Genomic DNA, 16,035 nt, shown 5'->3' with positions numbered 1-16,035 from the left:
ACCATCACGCCAGCGCATGCCTGCCCGCCGCGATCAGGATCGCGTCGTCCTGCGGCGTATGCACGCGGCTGCAGAGCACGTCGCGGTAGTGGCGCTCCAGCGGGTTGTTGCGGCTCAGTCCGTGATTGCCCGCCAGTTGCAGCGCGAGTTCGACCGCGCGGATCGCATTGCCGGTCACGGTGAACTTCAATAGCCCGCTGTCGCCGGGCGTCGGCGGGTGGCCGGCATCGATGCGCGAGGTCGCGTCGTCGAGCAGTGCCCGGTTGGCCTGCAGCAGCGCGGCGATTTCGCCGATGGTCTGCTGCACGCGCGGCAACGTCGCCAGTGGCGCGCCCAGGCTCGCCGGCGCACGGGTCTGCACGAAGCCGCGAATCCAGTCGAAGCCGGCACGCGCCACCGCATCGTAGAGGCTGCCGAGCAGTACGACCATCCAGGCCTGCTGATCGGCATTGGCGTCGATATCGGCCTGACTGGCGCCCGCCGGCGTCCATTGCTCGGGCAGGCGGAGATCGACCGCGTATTCCGGCGGAATCCACACATCGTCCAGCACCGTCTCGTGGCTGCCCGAAGCGCGCAGCCCCAGATGGTTCCAGTTTTCGACCACGCGAATGCCGCGTGCCGGATCGGCGGGACCCGGCACCAGAAACACGCCGACGCGCGGCTGCGGCTCGTCGGTGCGCGCCCAGACCGCGAGCCAGCGCAGCGCCGGGATGCCGGTGCAATAGAGCTTGCGCCCGTGCAGGCGCCAGCCGTCCGCCGTGCGCGTTGCCACCGTGCCCGGCAGTCCGCCGCGCGAAGGCGAGCCCAGTTCCGGCTCGACGCGCAGGGCGTTGATCAGCGCGCCCTCGGACACCGCGCTGTCGAACACCTGTTGAGTGGCTGCCGGTGGCCAATGCGTGTCGTCGCGCGCGATCGCGCGGTGCTGCAGATAGGTCATCGTCAGCACCAGCGCGGTGGCGGCATCGCCCGCCGCGACCGCCGCGACGATGCGGCGCGCGCGCGCCAGGTTCGCGCCGCCGCCGCCATGGGATTGCGGCACGACCTGCGCGATCAGGCCGTGGCGATGCAGCAGCGCGAAGTTGTCGTGCGCAAAGCTGCCATCGGCGTCGTGCCGTGCGGCGCTCGCCGCGAAGGCGGTGCGCAAGGCGTCGAGCGTGTCGTCGAGCGTCTCGTCGAGTGTGTCGTCGAGTGTGTCGTTGCGCATGCGGTCGCGCATTCGGTCCAGATGCGGCTCGCTGCCTCGCAGTCGAAGCAAGGTGGAAGAGGGCATGACGGTCGTTCCCTGTGCGGATTCGGATGGGCGCCTAGCGTAACGCCGAGACGCCGCTTCGATGAACGATGCAAATCGAATATGGAGTTTCGTTTTTATTCGTTCGGCCACACGCGGGTTTGCCTTACGTTTGTCGCCAGATTCCGCCGCCGTGACCGCAGCGGGCGACACAGGAGAACCCATGAGCGTCGACATCATCGGCATGATCCAGAGCCAGAAGCAATCCGAGATCCATCCGCCCAGCGGGCCCGTGGTGGATCGCGACTATGTCAGGGCCTTCGCGCAGGCGCACGAGCAGGCCGGCTTCGACCGCATCCTGGTGCCGCACCATTCCACCGGCCCGTCGGCCACGCTGACGATCGCGTATGCGGCCGCGGTGACCGAGCGGATCCACTTCATGCTGGCGCATCGGCCCGGCTTTACCGCGCCGACGCTGGCCGCACGGCAGATCGCGACGCTGGACCAGTTCAGCGGCGGCCGGCTCGGCGTGCACTTCATCTCTGGCGGCTCGGACGACGAGCAGAAGCGCGATGGCGATTTCCTCGATCACGACGAACGCTATGCGCGTACCGACGAATACCTCGGCATCCTGCGCCGGATCTGGACCGAGCCCGAGCCGTTCGATCACGAGGGCCGCCACTACCGCTTCCAGCGCGGCTTCTCCGAGGTCAAGCCGGCGCAGCAGCCGCATGTGCCGATCTACTTCGGTGGCGCGTCGGCGCCCGCGATCGCGGTCGCCGGCAAGCACGCCGACGTCTATGCGCTGTGGGGCGAGTCGCTGGACCAGGTCCGCGAGCTGACCACGCGGGTGCGTGCCGAGGCCGCGCGGCACGGCCGGCAGATCCGCTTCTCGGTGTCGTTCCGTCCCGTGCTGGCGGACACCGAGCAGAAGGCATGGGAACGTGCCGACCGCATTCTCGAGCGCACCCGTGCGCTGCGCGTGCAGCAGGGCTACAGCCGCGGCGGGCCGCAGCAGAGCGAGGGCGCACGCCGCCTGCTGGCCGCCGCCGAACAGGGCGATCGCGTCGATACCCGGCTGTGGACCGCGATCGCGCGCGAGACCGGCGGCCGGTCCAATTCGACGGGGCTGGTCGGTACGCCGGAGCAGGTCGCGCACGCGCTGCTCGACTACTACGACCTGGGCGTGACCACCTTCCTGATCCGCGGCTTCGATCCGCTCGACGATGCGGTCGACTATGGCCGCGAGCTTATTCCGCGGCTGCGGGCGCTGGTCGCCGAGCGCGATGCGCAGCGGCGGCTCGAGCAGGCAGAAGGGCAACGGCAGGCGGCATGACCGCCGCGCCGGCAACACCGCGCACGACATACCGAGACGAAACCAACAACACGTAGAACCACGGGAGCCGTATCACCATGAGCCATCTCGAACCCACTGCCGATGCAGCGCCAAGCGCCGGGCGGCGGCGCGACGTGCTGCGCCTGGCCGGCGCCGCGGCCATCGCCGCCCCGGCGCTGATACTCGGCCGGCGCGCCTGGTCCGCGCCGCGCAAGCTGACCTTCGCCTGGAACCAGAATTCGTTCTGCCTGACGCCGATCGTGGTCGCGCAGGAGAAGGGCTTCTTCGAGAAGAACGGCCTGCAGGTCGATCTGATCAACTACAGCGGCTCCACCGACCAGCTGCTCGAATCGATCGCCACCGGCAAGGCCGATGCCGCGGTCGGCATGATCCACCGCTGGCTCAAGCCGCTGGAGGCGGGCTTCGACGTCAAGATCATCGGCAGCTCGCACGGCGGATGCGTGCGGCTGGTCGGCTCGAAGGCGGCCGGCGTCACCAGCCTGCGGGCGCTGAAGGGCAAGACGGTCGGCGTCAGCGATCTGGCCGCGCCGGGCAAGCACTTCTTCACGATCCTGCTGGCCAAGAACGGCATCGATCCGGACAAGGACGTGACCTGGCGCCAGTATCCGGCCGACCTGCTCGGCGTCGCGGTCGACAAGGGCGAGATCCAGGCGATCGCCGACGGCGACCCGAATCTCTATCTGCTGGAGAAGCGCACCCATGGCGCCTACGTCGAACTGGCGACCAATCTGAGCGGCGAGTACGCGCGCAAGGTCTGCTGCGTGGTCGGCGCGCGCGGCGAACTGGTCCGCAACGATCGGCCCACGGCGTCCGCGCTGGCGCGCGCGATCGTGCAGGCGACCGACTTCGTGCACGAGAACCCGAACGAGGCCGCCAAGGTGTTCGCCAGGTACTCGCCGAAGATCTCGCTGGACGATCTGCGCAAGCTCTACGCGACGCTGACCTATACCCATCATCCGACCGGCGTCGACCTGCGCGATGAAATCGCCTTCTATGCCGAGGATTTCCGCAAGATCGGCGTGATCAAGAAGACCACCGATCCGCAACGCCTGGCGCAGCATGTCTACGCCAATGTCCTGGGATAAATCATGAGTACGCATCAAGCTGCGTTCGAGGCGGCGCGCGACGCCGGCCGGACCAAGCGCCGGAGCGCGGGGGCGGGCGTGTCCAGGCCATGGCCGGTCGGCTACGTTGCCGCGCTGGCATGGGCCGGCTTCGGCCTGCTGACCTGGCGCCGGCCCAACGTGGTCGCCGGGTTCAGCGACTGGGCCTATACCGCCGAGCTGGGCGTCGCCGCACTGGTCGTGGCCGCAGTGCTCGCGCTGTCGGCCGCGGTCGGTCCGCGCTTGTGGGCCCGGCATCGCGCCTGGGGGGCACTTCGCGCCGCCGGGCCGTGGCTGGTGGCCGTGCCGCTGGTGCTGGCCGCCTGGGAATATCTGACCGCCAAGACCGGAACACTGCCGACGCCGTTCTTCGCGCCGCCGCAGGCGCTGATCGAGGTCTATCTCGATGATTGGCGCCGGCTCGGCGACAGCGCGTTGAACACGCTGAAGCTGCTCGGCTTCGGCGTTGCGCACGGCGCGGTCGTCGGCTTCCTGATCGGCGTGTCGATCGGCTGGTCGCGCCGGATCGGCTATTGGGTGCATCCGGTGCTGCGCGTGCTCGGCCCCTTGCCATCGACCGCGCTGCTGCCGCTGACCTTCTACTTCTTCCCGTCCAGCTATTCGGCCGCGGTGTTCCTGATCGCGCTGGCCACGGCATTCCCGGTCGCGGTGCTGACGTGGTCCGGCGTCGCGAGCGTCGACAAGCGCTACTACGACGTGGCGCGGACGATGGGCGCGTCGGGCTGGTTCCTGGTGCTGCGCGTCGCGATTCCGGCGGCCCTGCCGCAGGTGTTCGTCGGCCTGTTCATGGGGCTGGGCGCGTCGTTCTCGGTGCTGGTCACCGCCGAGATGATGGGCGTCAAGTCGGGACTTGGCTGGTATCTGACGTGGGCGCAGGGCTGGGCCTCTTACGTGAACATGTACGCGGCGCTGATCGTGATGGCGCTGCTGTTCTCCGGCGTCATCACGTTGTTGTTTGCGCTGCGCGACCGGGCGCTGTCGTGGCAGAAGGGGACCGTCAAATGGTGAGCGCGGCGATTGCGGACAAGGCAGGGGCGACGGTGGCGCGGGGACTGGCCGGCTCGCATCAACAACAAAACAACGGAACGGGTGGGGGCATCGAGGGCGAGGGCGCCGGAGCTGGCATCGAGGTACGGCAGGTCAGCCATTGGTTCGGAGAAGGCGAGACGCGGCTGCAGGTACTCGACCACGTGAACCTGAACGTCGAGCCGGGGGAATTTGTCGCGCTGCTGGGTCCCAGCGGCTGCGGCAAGTCGACGTTGCTGCGGCTGGTGGCGGGCCTCGACGCGCCGGTGGAAGGACAGATCCTGCAGGACGGCGCGACGATCACGGACCCGGACCCGTCGCGCATCGTCGTGTTCCAGGACCCGACACTGTTTCCGTGGCGACGCGTCTGGGACAACGTGGCGCTCGGCCTGCAGGCACGCGGGCTGCTGGGCCGCGAGCATCAACGGGTCGACGCGGCGCTCGAACGGGTGGGCCTGAAGGACTTCGCGCGCGCCTTTCCGCATCAGCTGTCCGGCGGCATGGCGCAGCGCGTGGCGCTGGCGCGCGCGCTGGTCAACGATCCGCGCCTGCTGGTCCTCGATGAGCCGCTAGGCAAGCTCGATTCGCTGACGCGGCTGGCGATGCAGAGCGAACTGGTCGCGCTGTGGCAGCGCGCCGGGTTCTCGGCCCTGCTGGTCACGCACGATGTCGAGGAGGCGCTGTTCCTCGCGCAGCGCGTGATCGTGTTCAGCGATCGGCCGGCCCGCATCCGCGCGGAGATCGACGTCGATCTGCCGTATCCCCGCCATCGCGGCGACCCCAGGCTGACCGAGATGCGGCACGAGGCGCTGCGTCATCTGGGCCTGGACGCGAGCTGGTGATGACCGACACGTTGGCGGCGGCGTTGGGAGCGGCGTTGGCAGCGGCGTTGGGAGCGGCGTCTGGAGACGCCGTGGCGCGAGCGGTGCGATGAATGGCGTGGTGTTGCCGGCCTGGCTCGATACGCTGTTGGCCATCGTCGAGCAGGCGCAGTTCGGCTTGCTGCAGCTATGGCACTGGCTGGGTCTGACCGGCGATGTGCACGGACAACCGGCCTGGCCATGGAGCCATCGGATCGCCGGCGAAACCTTGCTGATCGATCTTGGCGTGGCAAGGCAACTGGCCTGGACCGGCATCGCCGTCGCGCTGTCGCTGATGGCGATGCTGCTGGCGCTGCCATGGCGGCGCCGCCGCGCGATGCTGCTGGCGATCGCCGCCGCCGGCCTGCTGCTGGCTCCCTGGCCTGCGCCGGTGCTGTTGTTCGTGCCGGCCGCGCCGACCAGCTTTCATGCGAGTCCGACCGGATTTTCGGTGGAAGCGATTGCCCTCGGCGCACGAATCTACGGGCAGCATTGCGCCGCCTGCCACGGCGACGATGGCCGTGGCGAAGGGCCACTGGCGGCGACGTTGCCGCGCTGGCCGCCGACGCTGGTCGGGCCCTTGCTGGGGCGCCGCGCCGATGGCGAGCTGTTCTGGCGTATCGCCGATGGCATGCGTGAGGACCATGGCGGCCCTGTCATGCCCGCATTCGCCGGGGTATTGAGCGACGGCGAGATCTGGGCGGTGCTCGACTATGCCAAGGCGCTGGCCGCGGGCGAGGGCGCGAAGTCGGCCGGCAGCTGGCCGATGGCCGTGGCGCTTCCCGACATGGCGATCCGCTGCGGAGCCGGCACGCCGCGCCGGCTGGCGCAGTGGCGCGACGGCCAGCGGCTGAGGCTGGTGGCCTTCGATGGCTCGTCCGACCGCATCCCGCTCGAGGACCCGCGCTTCCTGACCTTGCTCGTGACGCCCGACGGCAAGCCCCCCGCTTTTGTGCCGCAGTTCCGCAGCGATTGCGCGGCGGTGTCGCCGCAGGCCTGGGATACCGTCGCGCGGCTCGCCGGCGTCGCGCCGGAGCGCCTCGGCGGCACCGAGCTGCTGGCCGATCGCGATGGCTGGCTGCGCGCGCGGGGTACGCCGCAGCAGAAGGGCTGGTCCGATGCCGATCTGCTGTGCGAGTCGGGGCAGGGGGCGAAGCCGACGACGAGCGCGACGACCGAAAAGCCGGCGCCCGATGGCCTGACCGCGGTGCTGTTGCGGATGGACGCCGAGCCGGTGCGCTTCGTCAAGGGCGGCATCGTGCATTAGCGGAAGGCCCAGCCGCGGTGCGTGGCCGTACGCGCCGTGATCTTTATCGCTTCATCATCGCCACCAGCGTGTCGACGAAGTCCAGCGCCAGCCGCGACAACGGCTCGGTCTCGACATGGAAGATCTGCGCGGACGCGGTGACGCGCGTCCTGACCGGCACCGCGACGATATCGGGCCAGCTCTGGCCGAACACCGTCATCGCATCGACCAGCGCGATGCCGGCCCCGGCCTGCGCCAGCGCACGGGCGACGTGCGCCTGTTCCACCTGCACGCTGAAGTCCGGTTGATCGGCCTCGCCGCCGAACATCTCCCGGATCAGCAGCCCGAACGGGACATCGTCGCCGTAGCCGATCAGCGGCTCGCCGGCCAGATCGGCGGGCCGTACCGCACTGCGGCCGGCGAGGCGATGGCCCTCGGGCACCAGCGCGACGAGCGGATTGCGCGCCAGCACGCGCGCCTCCAGGTTCGGATGCGTCAGCGGCATCGTCGATACGCCGAGCTCGGCCTGCCCCGACAGCAGCGCGCGCAGCATGTTGGCGGGAATCTGCGTGCGCACCACGATGCGGACTTCGGGATGCGCCAGACGGAAGCGCGCAATCGCACGGGGCAGCACCGTCTGCCCCAGATTGGGGCTGCACGACACGCGCAGGCTGCCGGTTCGGTTTGCTGCCAGATCCTCGGCGATCTCGTTGACGCGCTCGATGCCGTCATAGACCGCGTTGACCTCGGCCAGCATGCGGCGCGCTTCCGGCGTCGGATACAGCCGCCCCTTGGTGCGCCGAAACAGCGCGAAGCCCAGGCGCTGCTCGGTATGCGACAGCAGGCGGCTGATCGCCGGCTGCGAGACATACAACAGCTTGGCGGCCGCGCTGATGGAACCTGTCAGCATCACCGCGCGGAACACTTCGATCTGGCGCAGATTGATTTTCATCACATAACACGATGTTAAGCGTCACCGATATATAAGCATATGACAGTCATGGCCGCGCTCCCTACACTGACTTCGACGATTTCACGGTTCCACGACATCAGGAGACGGTATGAGCGACATCCATCTGACTTACCTCAACGGCAAGGACATCGCCCGGCTGGCGATGACCGACGCGGAGATTCTTGCCGCGGTCGAGCAGGGGCTGGTGGCGCAGGGCAATGGGCAGACCGTGATCGAGCCGCGCATGCATCTGATTCCGGATCCCGCCTTCAACGGGCACTTCAACGTGCTGCGCGGTTATGTCGCGCCGCTCGGGCTGGCGGGCGTCAAGATCGTCGGCGACTTCGTCGACAACTACAAGCGGGGCCTGCCATCGGAAATGGCGCTGCTGAACCTGTTCGATCCACGCACCGGCATGCCGGTCGCCGTGATCGACGCAACCTTCATCACCGATGCCCGCACCGGTGCGCTGACCGCGCTCGGCGCGCGGCATCTGGCGCGACGCAACAGCAAGGTGCTCGGCCATATCGGTGCGCGCGGTACCTCGTACTGGAATATCCGGCTGCTCGACAGCCTGTTCGACTTCGACGAGATCCGCGTGCACTCGCGCCGCCCCGAAAGCCGCAATGCGTTCGCCGCGAAGCTCGAGCGCGACCTCGGCAAGGCGATCATCGTGACCGAGGACTGGGAGTCCTGCTTGCGCGGCGCCGATATCGTCGTCGAGGCCTCGCGGCTCGAGCGGCCGACGCCGCTGCTGAAGACCGAATGGATCTCGCGCGGCGCCTTCGTCGTGCCCTACGGCACGATGAGCGCGGTCGAGCTGTCGCTGACCGACATCATGGACAAGCTGGTGGTCGACGACTGGAGCCAATGCAAGGGCGGCATGTTCGGCTCGCTGCGCGCCCATGTCGAGGCCGGCAAGCTGTCGGAGCAGACCCTGCATGCCGAGCTCGGCGAGATTGTCGCGGGCCGCAAGCCGGGGCGGCAGAGCGACGACGAAACCAATCTGTTCTGGCATCGCGGCCTGTCGCTCAGCGATATCGCGCTCGGCCACGCGATCATGCAGAAGGCGCAGCGCATGGGCATCGGCCAAAGGCTGGTCTACGCATGATCGCCAATGCCAGGATGTATTCGGTGTCGCCGCAGGCAGCCAGCGCCTGGCGGACGCTGCTGATGCGCGTGGCGCAGCGCGCCGGCGTGGCACTGGACTATGTCGAGCATGACGCGCCGGCGCCGATCCGCGCGCTGTGGGAGCGCGACGACTGCGCCTGCGTGCTGATGTGCGGCTATCCGTTTGCGGCGTCGCCGGTGCGCTACCGGCTGCTGGCCGCGCCGGTGCCCGATCTGCCGCGCTACGGCGGCATGCCGCGCTATTTCAGCGAATTCATCGTGCGCGCCGATGCGCCCTGCACCTCGCTGGCACAGACCTTCGGCACGCGCCTTGCGTGCATGCTGCCGGAATCGAATTCGGGCTACAACGCGCCGCGCCGCTATCTGATGGAGTTCGGGCTGGTCGAGGGCGCGTTGTATCTGCCGACCGATGACGCCACGCCGACACCGCAGGACGTGATCGACGCGGTGATCGCGGGGCGCGCCGAGGTCGGCGTGGTCGACAGCTATGTGCTCGACTTGCTGCGGCTGCATGCGCCGGAACGGATCGCCGCCGTGCGCACGCTGGCGGTGACGCAGTCCTCGCCGATTCCGCCGCTGGTCGCTTCTCCCGGCATCGGCGAAGACATCGCGGCGCGGCTGCGCGAGGCATTGCTGCATGCGCATCGCGACCCGGAATGCGGCGAGGCGCTTGCCGCGCTGCGGTTGTCGCGCTTTGCGGCAATGGTGCCGGACGACTATCGGCGCCTGGTCCGCTGGGCGCACGAGGCGGATCGCGCGGGAGTGGCGCTGACCGCGGCGACACCGGTTGTGCAGGGTGTCTTGCCGTTTTTGCCGGAGTCCGTGCCGGCGTCATTGTCGGAGCCTTCGCTGGAGTCCTCGCGGCACCCATCCGATCCATTGGCCTGATCCACTCTCGGAGAATCACGATGATGCGTTTGCTTTCCACGATACTGGGCGCGCTGCTCGCGGCAAGCGTGCCGCTTGGCGCGTCGGCGCAGGGCGGCGGGCAGGCCTATCCCGCCAAGCCGGTCCGGCTGGTCGTGCCGTTTGCGGCGGGCGGTCCGGCCGACGTGCTCGGACGTACGGTAGGCGAGGGGCTGTCCAAACGCTGGAGCCAACCGGTCGTCGTCGAGAACAAGGCCGGCGCGGCCGGCACGATCGGCGTCGATCAGGTCGCCAAGGCCGCGCCCGATGGCTATACGCTGGCCGTGGTGCCGGTCGGCAATATCGCCGTCAATCCGTCGCTGATGCCGAACCTGCCGTACAAGGCGGCCGACCTGGTGCCGGTCGCGATGCTGGCCACGGCCGAAAACGTGCTGGTGGTTCACCCCGGCGTCCCGGCGAAGTCGCTTGCCGACCTGCTGAAGCTCGCACGCCAGCAGCCCGGCAAGCTGACCTTCGCCTCGCCGGGCGCGGGCAGCCAGGCGCATCTGGCCGGTGAACTGCTGCAGCTCGACGCCAACGTCAAGCTGATCCACGTGCCCTACAAGGGCGTCAGTCCGGCGATGACTGACCTCGTCGGCGGCCAGGTCACGATGATGTTTGCGCAGATGTCGGCGGCGTTGCCGTATATCCAGGCCGGGCGCCTGCGCGCGCTGGGCGTCGCCAGCGCCAGGCGCTCCGCCGTGCTGCCCGATGTGCCGACTGTCGCCGAACAGGGCTTCCCGCAGTTCGAGGCGGTGTCCTGGTATGCGCTGATGGCCCCGGCCGGCACGCCGCGCGAGGTCGTCGAACAACTGAACCGCCAGACCGGCGAGGTGCTCGCGGATCCGGCGTTGAAGAGCAAGCTCGCGACGCTCGGCATGGACGTCGGCGGCGGCACGCCACGGCAGCTGGGAGAGACGATCCAGAAGGAGACGGCGCGTTGGGGAGCGGTGATCAAGCAGCGGGGGATTTCGGTGGAGTGAGTGGACAGCAGGGGCGTGACCGTGTTGGCGAATTTAGCCCGGGTAATATTGACATCTTGTTTTACCCGGATAAAATACCGCCAGTTCACGGAGATCCAACATGTCGAAACCAGACACCTGCACCGCGTTCATCGGCGAACGCATTCTGGCTTCCGGCGCGCCCGGCGCCGTGGCCCTTGCCGTCAAGCGCGCCCTCGCGCAACGGGGCGACGACGCGTCGGCGCCAGCGGTATTGATCTTCGACGATCGCAGCGGCCGCCAGATCGATTTCGATCTGCGCGGCACGGATCAGGAGGTTGTCGCGAGGCTGCAACCGGACGGGCGACAGCCGGCCTCGGAGCAGGCGGAACGCGAAGGGGAAGAGAGCAGGGGCGAACCCCGGACGCCAGGCCGTCCCAGGCTCGGCGTGGTGGCACGCGAGGTAACCCTGCTGCCGCGCCACTGGGAATGGCTTTCCGCACAGCCGGGCGGCGCGTCAGTGACGCTGCGCAAATTGGTTGAGCACGCGCGTGCCCAGGACGGAGGACGGCAGGCGATGCGCGAAGCGCAGCAGGCAGCCGACCGCTTCATGCTTGCGATGCTTGGCAACCGGCCCGGCTACGAGGACGCGTCCCGCGCGCTGTATGCCGGTGACGGCGAGCGCTTCGTGATGCTGACCGAATCATGGCCGCGCGATCTGCGCGATCATGTGCGGCGCTTGGCCGAGCCGGCGTTCCCAGGGGAGGCGCCCGGCGGAGAGGCGGCCGAACCGCTGGCCGCGCCGCGCCGTCGCGCTGCCACGCAACGGAAGCAGCCGTAGCGCATCGGATCGTGGTCCGCTGGACCAAACTTCTTCCGGCATCGGCTGTGCGGCGTACCAAATGAAGTGGCCCGCGCGAGGCGGGCCACTGACGTACCTAGAGTCATCACCGGCATGGTCATCCGGGAGAGGACAGATTAGGGCTGCCCGGCGATTCTACCCCACCTTTGGCGTATTCGAAACTTCGCGACGAGCTTCGCTCGAAAAAACTCCGAAGCTGGCACACCATAGCGCACCGCACGAAAGCATGGAGGCGTTGTGGATTGGCGAAACTTTGAGCAGGCCTTTTCATCGCCAAGAGTTGGCCGCTACTTGGCGCACTGTCGTGGCGACCGGATCAGGGCGATGGAGGCATACCGCCATAACCTCCTGATCGCCGGCGCGCTGACTCCGTTTCTGGCCGTCGTAGAGGTGTGTCTTCGCAATGCCGTCAATCGGCAGTTGGTCGAACACTACGGGCGCTTGGACTGGTGGGAGGCATGGATAGGCGTCCCGTTGTTTGAGAGGCAATTTGCGCAAATCCAGGCTGCAAAAGCGAAACTCCACTTTCGTAAAGAGCGCGGTACGCCGGACAAGGTCATCGCCGAACTGACCTTTGGTTTCTGGGTGACCTTGTTCAATGCGGAATTCCAGTCGCTGCTGTGGAAACCTTTGAGGAAGGCGTTTCGGCACCTGCCCAAAGTCGAACGTCAACGCCACAACGTGTCCCCGATCTTGAACCGCCTACGGGCATTGCGAAATCGCGTCTTCCACCACGAACCAGTGTTGTGGCTCAGCCCCACGGATCTCGGGAAGATCTATCAGGACGGCGTCGCCATGCTCGCGTGGATAGACGACACGGTGCCGCGCTGGTGCAACGGCCATTGTCGACTCCAAGCTGCCTGGTCTGCCTGGATAGCGGCGGACAAGGCGCCGCAGGCTCGACTGCTGGCGGCGCCTCAATGCCGGAGCGCCTATGGTGAGAAGTCTGAGCGCCCAACGAGTTCAGCACCTCACCAAGCTGGATCAGACGGTCCCTTCGGCCAATGAAGAGCGCGCGAATAGCCAGCGTCTCCTCGACTACTCCCCCTTCTCCGCCAAATACTCCCGCCGTTCGATCCCATGCCGATGCAGCTTGTCGTAGAACGTCTTGCGCGCGATGCCCAGCGATTCCAGTGTCGCCCGTACATTGCCGCCGTTCGCGGCGAGCGTGTCGCGGATCAGCTGGGCTTCGTAGCGGTCCATCCGTTCGGCCAATGTGCCTTCGCCGCTCGTACCGTCTGACGTCGTGCTCGCCGCGACAGGCGCGGCCGGCAGCGTATGCACCCCCAACACGAACCGTTCGGCGAAATGCAGCAGTTCGCGTACGTTGCCCGGCCAGGTGTGCGTGTTCAGGTAGCGCCGTACGGCATCGGTGACCGGCGGCGCCTCACGCTGGAAGCGGCGCGCGGCCTGGCCGGTGAAGACCTCGAACAGCAGCGGAATGTCTTCGCGCCGCTCGCGCAGCGGCGGCATATACAGCGTGACGACGTTGAGGCGGTAATACAGGTCCTCGCGGAAATCGCCGCGCTGTGCGGGGTCGCCCAGATCGACCTTGCTGGCCGCGATGACGCGCAGATCGACCGGCCGCATTTCGTTGGTTCCCAGCGGCGCGACGCTGCGCGTCTCCAGCACGCGCAGCAGCTTGAGCTGCACCGACGGCGGCATGCCTTCGATCTCATCGAGGAACAGCGTGCCGCCATTGGCATGTTCGATGCGGCCGATTCGCTTGCGTTGCGCGCCGGTGAAGGCGCCGGGCTCGTGGCCGAACAGCTCGCTCTCGATCACGCTCTCCGGCAGCGCCGCGCAATTGAGCGCCACCAGTTCGCCGGCGCTGCGACGGCTCCACCGATGCAGCGCGGTCGCGGCCATTTCCTTACCGCTGCCGGTTTCGCCGACCACCAGCACGTCGACGTCAGCATCGGCGATATGGCGGATGGTCTGGCGCAGCCGCTCCATTGCCGGCGTGACGCCAATCAGCGGCCAGGCGCTTTCGGCCTGCGATGCGGCGTCGTGCAGCCGGCGGTTTTCCAGCACCAGCCGGCGTTGTTCCCAGGCATGACCGACCGCGGTCAGCAGCCGATGGGTGGCGTAAGGCTTCTCCAGAAAATCGTAGGCCCCTCGGCGCATCGCCTCGACCGCCTGCGCGATATCGCCATGTCCGGTGATGAAGATCACCGGCAGGCTGGCGTCGCGCTCCAGCACCCGTTCGAACAGTTGCAGGCCGTCGAGCCCCGGCATCCGCATATCGGTGACCAGCACCTCCGGATAGCCGTCGCGCAGGCTGTCGAGAAACGATTGCGCGCTGGCGTGCGCGTCGACCCGATAGCCGGCCAGCGTCAGGCTCTCGGCCGCGGCTGCGCGGACATCGTGGTCGTCGTCGACCAGGGCGACCCGGCGCACCGGGCCATGGCTGGCCTGGCCTTCGGTGGTTTGCATCATGGGGATGAATTCAATGTGATGGTGAAGATGGCGCCGCCAGGCCCGCCGCTTTCCGTGCTGCCGGAGCGCGTATCGAGCGTGCCGCCGAAGTCGGCGACGATGTCGCGGCTGATCACCAGCCCCAGCCCCATGCCTTCGCGCTTCGAGGTGGAGAAGGGCGTGAACAGCCGCTCGGCGATGTCGGGCGCGATGCCCGGGCCGTTGTCGGCGATCTCGATGCGGACGCGCGCTTCGTCGGCATGCGTCACGATATCGATCCGCGCATCGTCGCGGCCGGCGACGGCGTCCAGCGCGTTTTGCAGCAGATTGACCAGCACCTGTTCGAGCCGCAGGCGTTCGGCCTGTACGCGCAGTCCCTTGTCGCCGGAACGCACCAGCGCGACGGACTGCGTGCGCAGGCGCGGCCCGAGCAACAGCAGCGCGCCGTCGATCGCGTCGTCCACCGGCGTCGGCTCTCGTGCGCCCGAACCCTTGCGGGCAAACGCGCGCAGCTGGCCCGTAATGGCGCCGATACGCTCGGTCAATGCGCCGATGCGCGCGAGGCTCGAGCGGGCCCCCTCGGCCTCGCCGCGCTCCAGGTAGCTGCCGGCGTTGTCGGCATAGCTGCGGATCGCGGCCACCGGCTGGTTGATCTCGTGCGCGACGCCGGCGGCGATCTGGCCGAGAAAGGTCAGCTTGTTGGCCTGTACCAGTTCTTCCTGAGCGGCGTGCAACCGCAGTTCGGCCTGGCGGCGCTCCTCCATTTCCGCGCGCAACTGGTCGTTGGCCGCCTGCAATTCCGCGGTGCGCGCCTCCACGCGCGCGGTCAGTTCGGCACGGATCGCCGCCTGCTGGGCGTTGTGCCGCCGCAGCCGGCGCCGCGCATAGAACGCGGTGGCCATGGCGACATAGGCGAGCAGCAGCACCACCAGCGCCTGGGCCTGCATCCGCGCCGCGATGCCGGTCCGTTCGCCGCGGCTGGGTGCCAGCAGGTGGAAGGTCCAATGCGTGGAAGGTACGGGCAGCGCAACGTGGATATAGCTGTCGCCGGCCGGATGACCGGGCACGTCCGCACGCACCTCCTCGCCGCTGGCAGGCGGCTTGCGCGCCGGCGCGCCACCGGCCGCGGCCGAAAATGGCCGGATCGGCAGCGGGGCGAAGGTTGCATCGCCAAACTGCAGGCTGCGCCGCAACTGCTCGGCCGCCGGCTCGCCCAGCGGCACCAGCGAACGGAAGCGCCAGCCGGGTTCGCTGGTCAGCAGCACCACGCCGTCGCTGTTGGTGACGAAGACCGGCTCGGCCAGATGTGCCCAGTCTTCCTCCAGGCCGGGGAACTCCACCTTGACGACCACCACGCCGACCGGCTGTCCGCCGGCATCGTCCAGCCGGTGCGACAGGTACAGGCCGGGACGGCGGCTGATGGTGCCCAGGGCGAAGTGCTCGGCGGCGCCGCGGGCCATCGCCCCCTGGTAGTACGGGCGGAAGGCGTAGTTCTCGCCGACGAAGCTGTCTGGACCACGCCAATTGCTCGAGGCGACCGCCAGGCCGCGACGATCGACCGCGTAGATCACCGAAGCGCCGGTACCGGCGGCCAATGCCTCCAGCTTGCCGTTCAACGCGGCAATGCGTTGCGGGTCGGCCGTTGCCAATGCGGTCTTCAGGTCCGGGTCCTGCGCCAGCACGAAGGGCAGCGCGCGATGCTTGTCGAGATCGCGCCGCAGCGTGGCGACGTTGAACTGGGCGGCCGTCAGCGCACGCTGGGTCACCGTCGCGGCGGCCTCGCGATGCGCCGCCCGTTCGACCAGCCGCAGCACCGCGACGGTCAGCGCCAGCATCACCAGCACCGCCAGCGCGACGCCCGCAGCGCTGCGCGGCGACAGGGACCGGCGTACGGGCGCGTGGTCAGTCGGCAGGGTGGAGGGGGGCGGTTGGGCCATCGGCGAGGGGTGGGTGGAAGCGGTGGACCACTGAACGGGCTAGGGGA

Annotated in this window: 14 protein-coding genes; 10 read left to right on the top strand and 4 right to left on the bottom strand. The window is 68.4% G+C overall.

Features of this window, described 5'->3' with window-relative positions; translation table 11 throughout:
* Positions 1-4: 4 nt before the first annotated feature.
* Positions 5-1,204 carry an acyl-CoA dehydrogenase family protein gene (locus LRR16_RS15780; RefSeq protein WP_370646827.1) on the bottom strand — a complete coding sequence of 400 codons (1,200 nt, stop codon included), beginning with the start codon at positions 1,202-1,204 and terminating at the stop codon, positions 5-7.
* A gap of 247 nt (positions 1,205-1,451) precedes the next feature.
* On the opposite strand from LRR16_RS15780, the gene LRR16_RS15775 reads away from it, so the two are divergent.
* The 5 genes from LRR16_RS15775 (at position 1,452) to LRR16_RS15755 (ending at position 6,862) form a co-directional block, all read left to right on the top strand.
* Positions 1,452-2,564, top strand: a complete 1,113-nt coding sequence (locus LRR16_RS15775; protein WP_232206472.1) for an LLM class flavin-dependent oxidoreductase — start codon at positions 1,452-1,454, stop codon at positions 2,562-2,564.
* Between the two features lie 77 nt (positions 2,565-2,641).
* Entirely contained in the window at positions 2,642-3,670 is a 1,029-nt protein-coding gene (locus LRR16_RS15770) for an ABC transporter substrate-binding protein (protein WP_064575562.1), read from the top strand.
* A gap of 3 nt (positions 3,671-3,673) precedes the next feature.
* Positions 3,674-4,717, top strand: coding sequence for an ABC transporter permease (locus tag LRR16_RS15765; RefSeq protein ID WP_232206471.1), 1,044 nt, complete (start codon positions 3,674-3,676; stop codon positions 4,715-4,717).
* A complete protein-coding gene (locus LRR16_RS15760; protein ID WP_232206470.1) occupies positions 4,711-5,577 on the top strand; it encodes an ABC transporter ATP-binding protein in 867 nt (288 codons plus the stop codon). Before LRR16_RS15765 ends, LRR16_RS15760 begins: the two co-directional genes overlap by 7 nt.
* Before the next feature lie 88 nt (positions 5,578-5,665).
* Positions 5,666-6,862 (top strand): cytochrome c, encoded by a 1,197-nt coding sequence (locus LRR16_RS15755; RefSeq protein WP_232206469.1) that lies wholly within the window; start codon positions 5,666-5,668, stop codon positions 6,860-6,862.
* Positions 6,863-6,905: 43 nt separating this feature from the next.
* Here LRR16_RS15755 and LRR16_RS15750 read toward each other — a convergent pair whose 3' ends face one another.
* Entirely contained in the window at positions 6,906-7,793 is an 888-nt protein-coding gene (locus LRR16_RS15750; RefSeq protein WP_232206468.1) for a LysR family transcriptional regulator, read from the bottom strand.
* A 109-nt stretch (positions 7,794-7,902) separates the two neighbouring features.
* Here LRR16_RS15750 and LRR16_RS15745 point away from each other — a divergent pair, with 109 nt between their 5' ends.
* From LRR16_RS15745 to LRR16_RS15725, 5 genes are all read left to right on the top strand, one after another.
* The gene (locus tag LRR16_RS15745) at positions 7,903-8,904 is read left to right on the top strand and encodes an ornithine cyclodeaminase family protein (protein WP_232206467.1); all 1,002 of its coding nucleotides are present in this window, start codon (positions 7,903-7,905) and stop codon (positions 8,902-8,904) included.
* The gene (locus LRR16_RS15740) at positions 8,901-9,812 is read left to right on the top strand and encodes a phosphate/phosphite/phosphonate ABC transporter substrate-binding protein (protein WP_232206466.1); all 912 of its coding nucleotides are present in this window, start codon (positions 8,901-8,903) and stop codon (positions 9,810-9,812) included. The genes LRR16_RS15745 and LRR16_RS15740 overlap by 4 nt, the downstream gene beginning before the upstream one ends.
* Before the next feature lie 23 nt (positions 9,813-9,835).
* Positions 9,836-10,813 (top strand): tripartite tricarboxylate transporter substrate binding protein, encoded by a 978-nt coding sequence (locus tag LRR16_RS15735; protein WP_156526514.1) that lies wholly within the window; start codon positions 9,836-9,838, stop codon positions 10,811-10,813.
* A 100-nt stretch (positions 10,814-10,913) separates the two neighbouring features.
* Positions 10,914-11,612 carry a DUF2239 family protein gene (locus tag LRR16_RS15730; protein ID WP_232206465.1) on the top strand — a complete coding sequence of 233 codons (699 nt, stop codon included), beginning with the start codon at positions 10,914-10,916 and terminating at the stop codon, positions 11,610-11,612.
* Positions 11,613-11,957: 345 nt separating this feature from the next.
* Positions 11,958-12,641, top strand: a complete 684-nt coding sequence (locus tag LRR16_RS15725; RefSeq protein ID WP_232206464.1) for a hypothetical protein — start codon at positions 11,958-11,960, stop codon at positions 12,639-12,641.
* Positions 12,642-12,671: 30 nt separating this feature from the next.
* Here LRR16_RS15725 and LRR16_RS15720 read toward each other — a convergent pair whose 3' ends face one another.
* Both LRR16_RS15720 and LRR16_RS15715 read right to left on the bottom strand, forming a co-directional pair.
* The gene (locus tag LRR16_RS15720) at positions 12,672-14,072 is read right to left on the bottom strand and encodes a sigma-54 dependent transcriptional regulator (RefSeq protein ID WP_232206463.1); all 1,401 of its coding nucleotides are present in this window, start codon (positions 14,070-14,072) and stop codon (positions 12,672-12,674) included.
* Positions 14,069-15,988, bottom strand: a complete 1,920-nt coding sequence (locus LRR16_RS15715; protein ID WP_232206462.1) for an ATP-binding protein — start codon at positions 15,986-15,988, stop codon at positions 14,069-14,071. Before LRR16_RS15715 ends, LRR16_RS15720 begins: the two co-directional genes overlap by 4 nt.
* Positions 15,989-16,035: the final 47 nt, after the last annotated feature.

The organism is Cupriavidus sp. UGS-1 (assembly GCF_021213615.1).
In the GTDB taxonomy this organism is placed as follows: Bacteria; Pseudomonadota; Gammaproteobacteria; order Burkholderiales; family Burkholderiaceae; genus Cupriavidus.
This window is presented reverse-complemented; position numbering and strand designations above follow the sequence as displayed.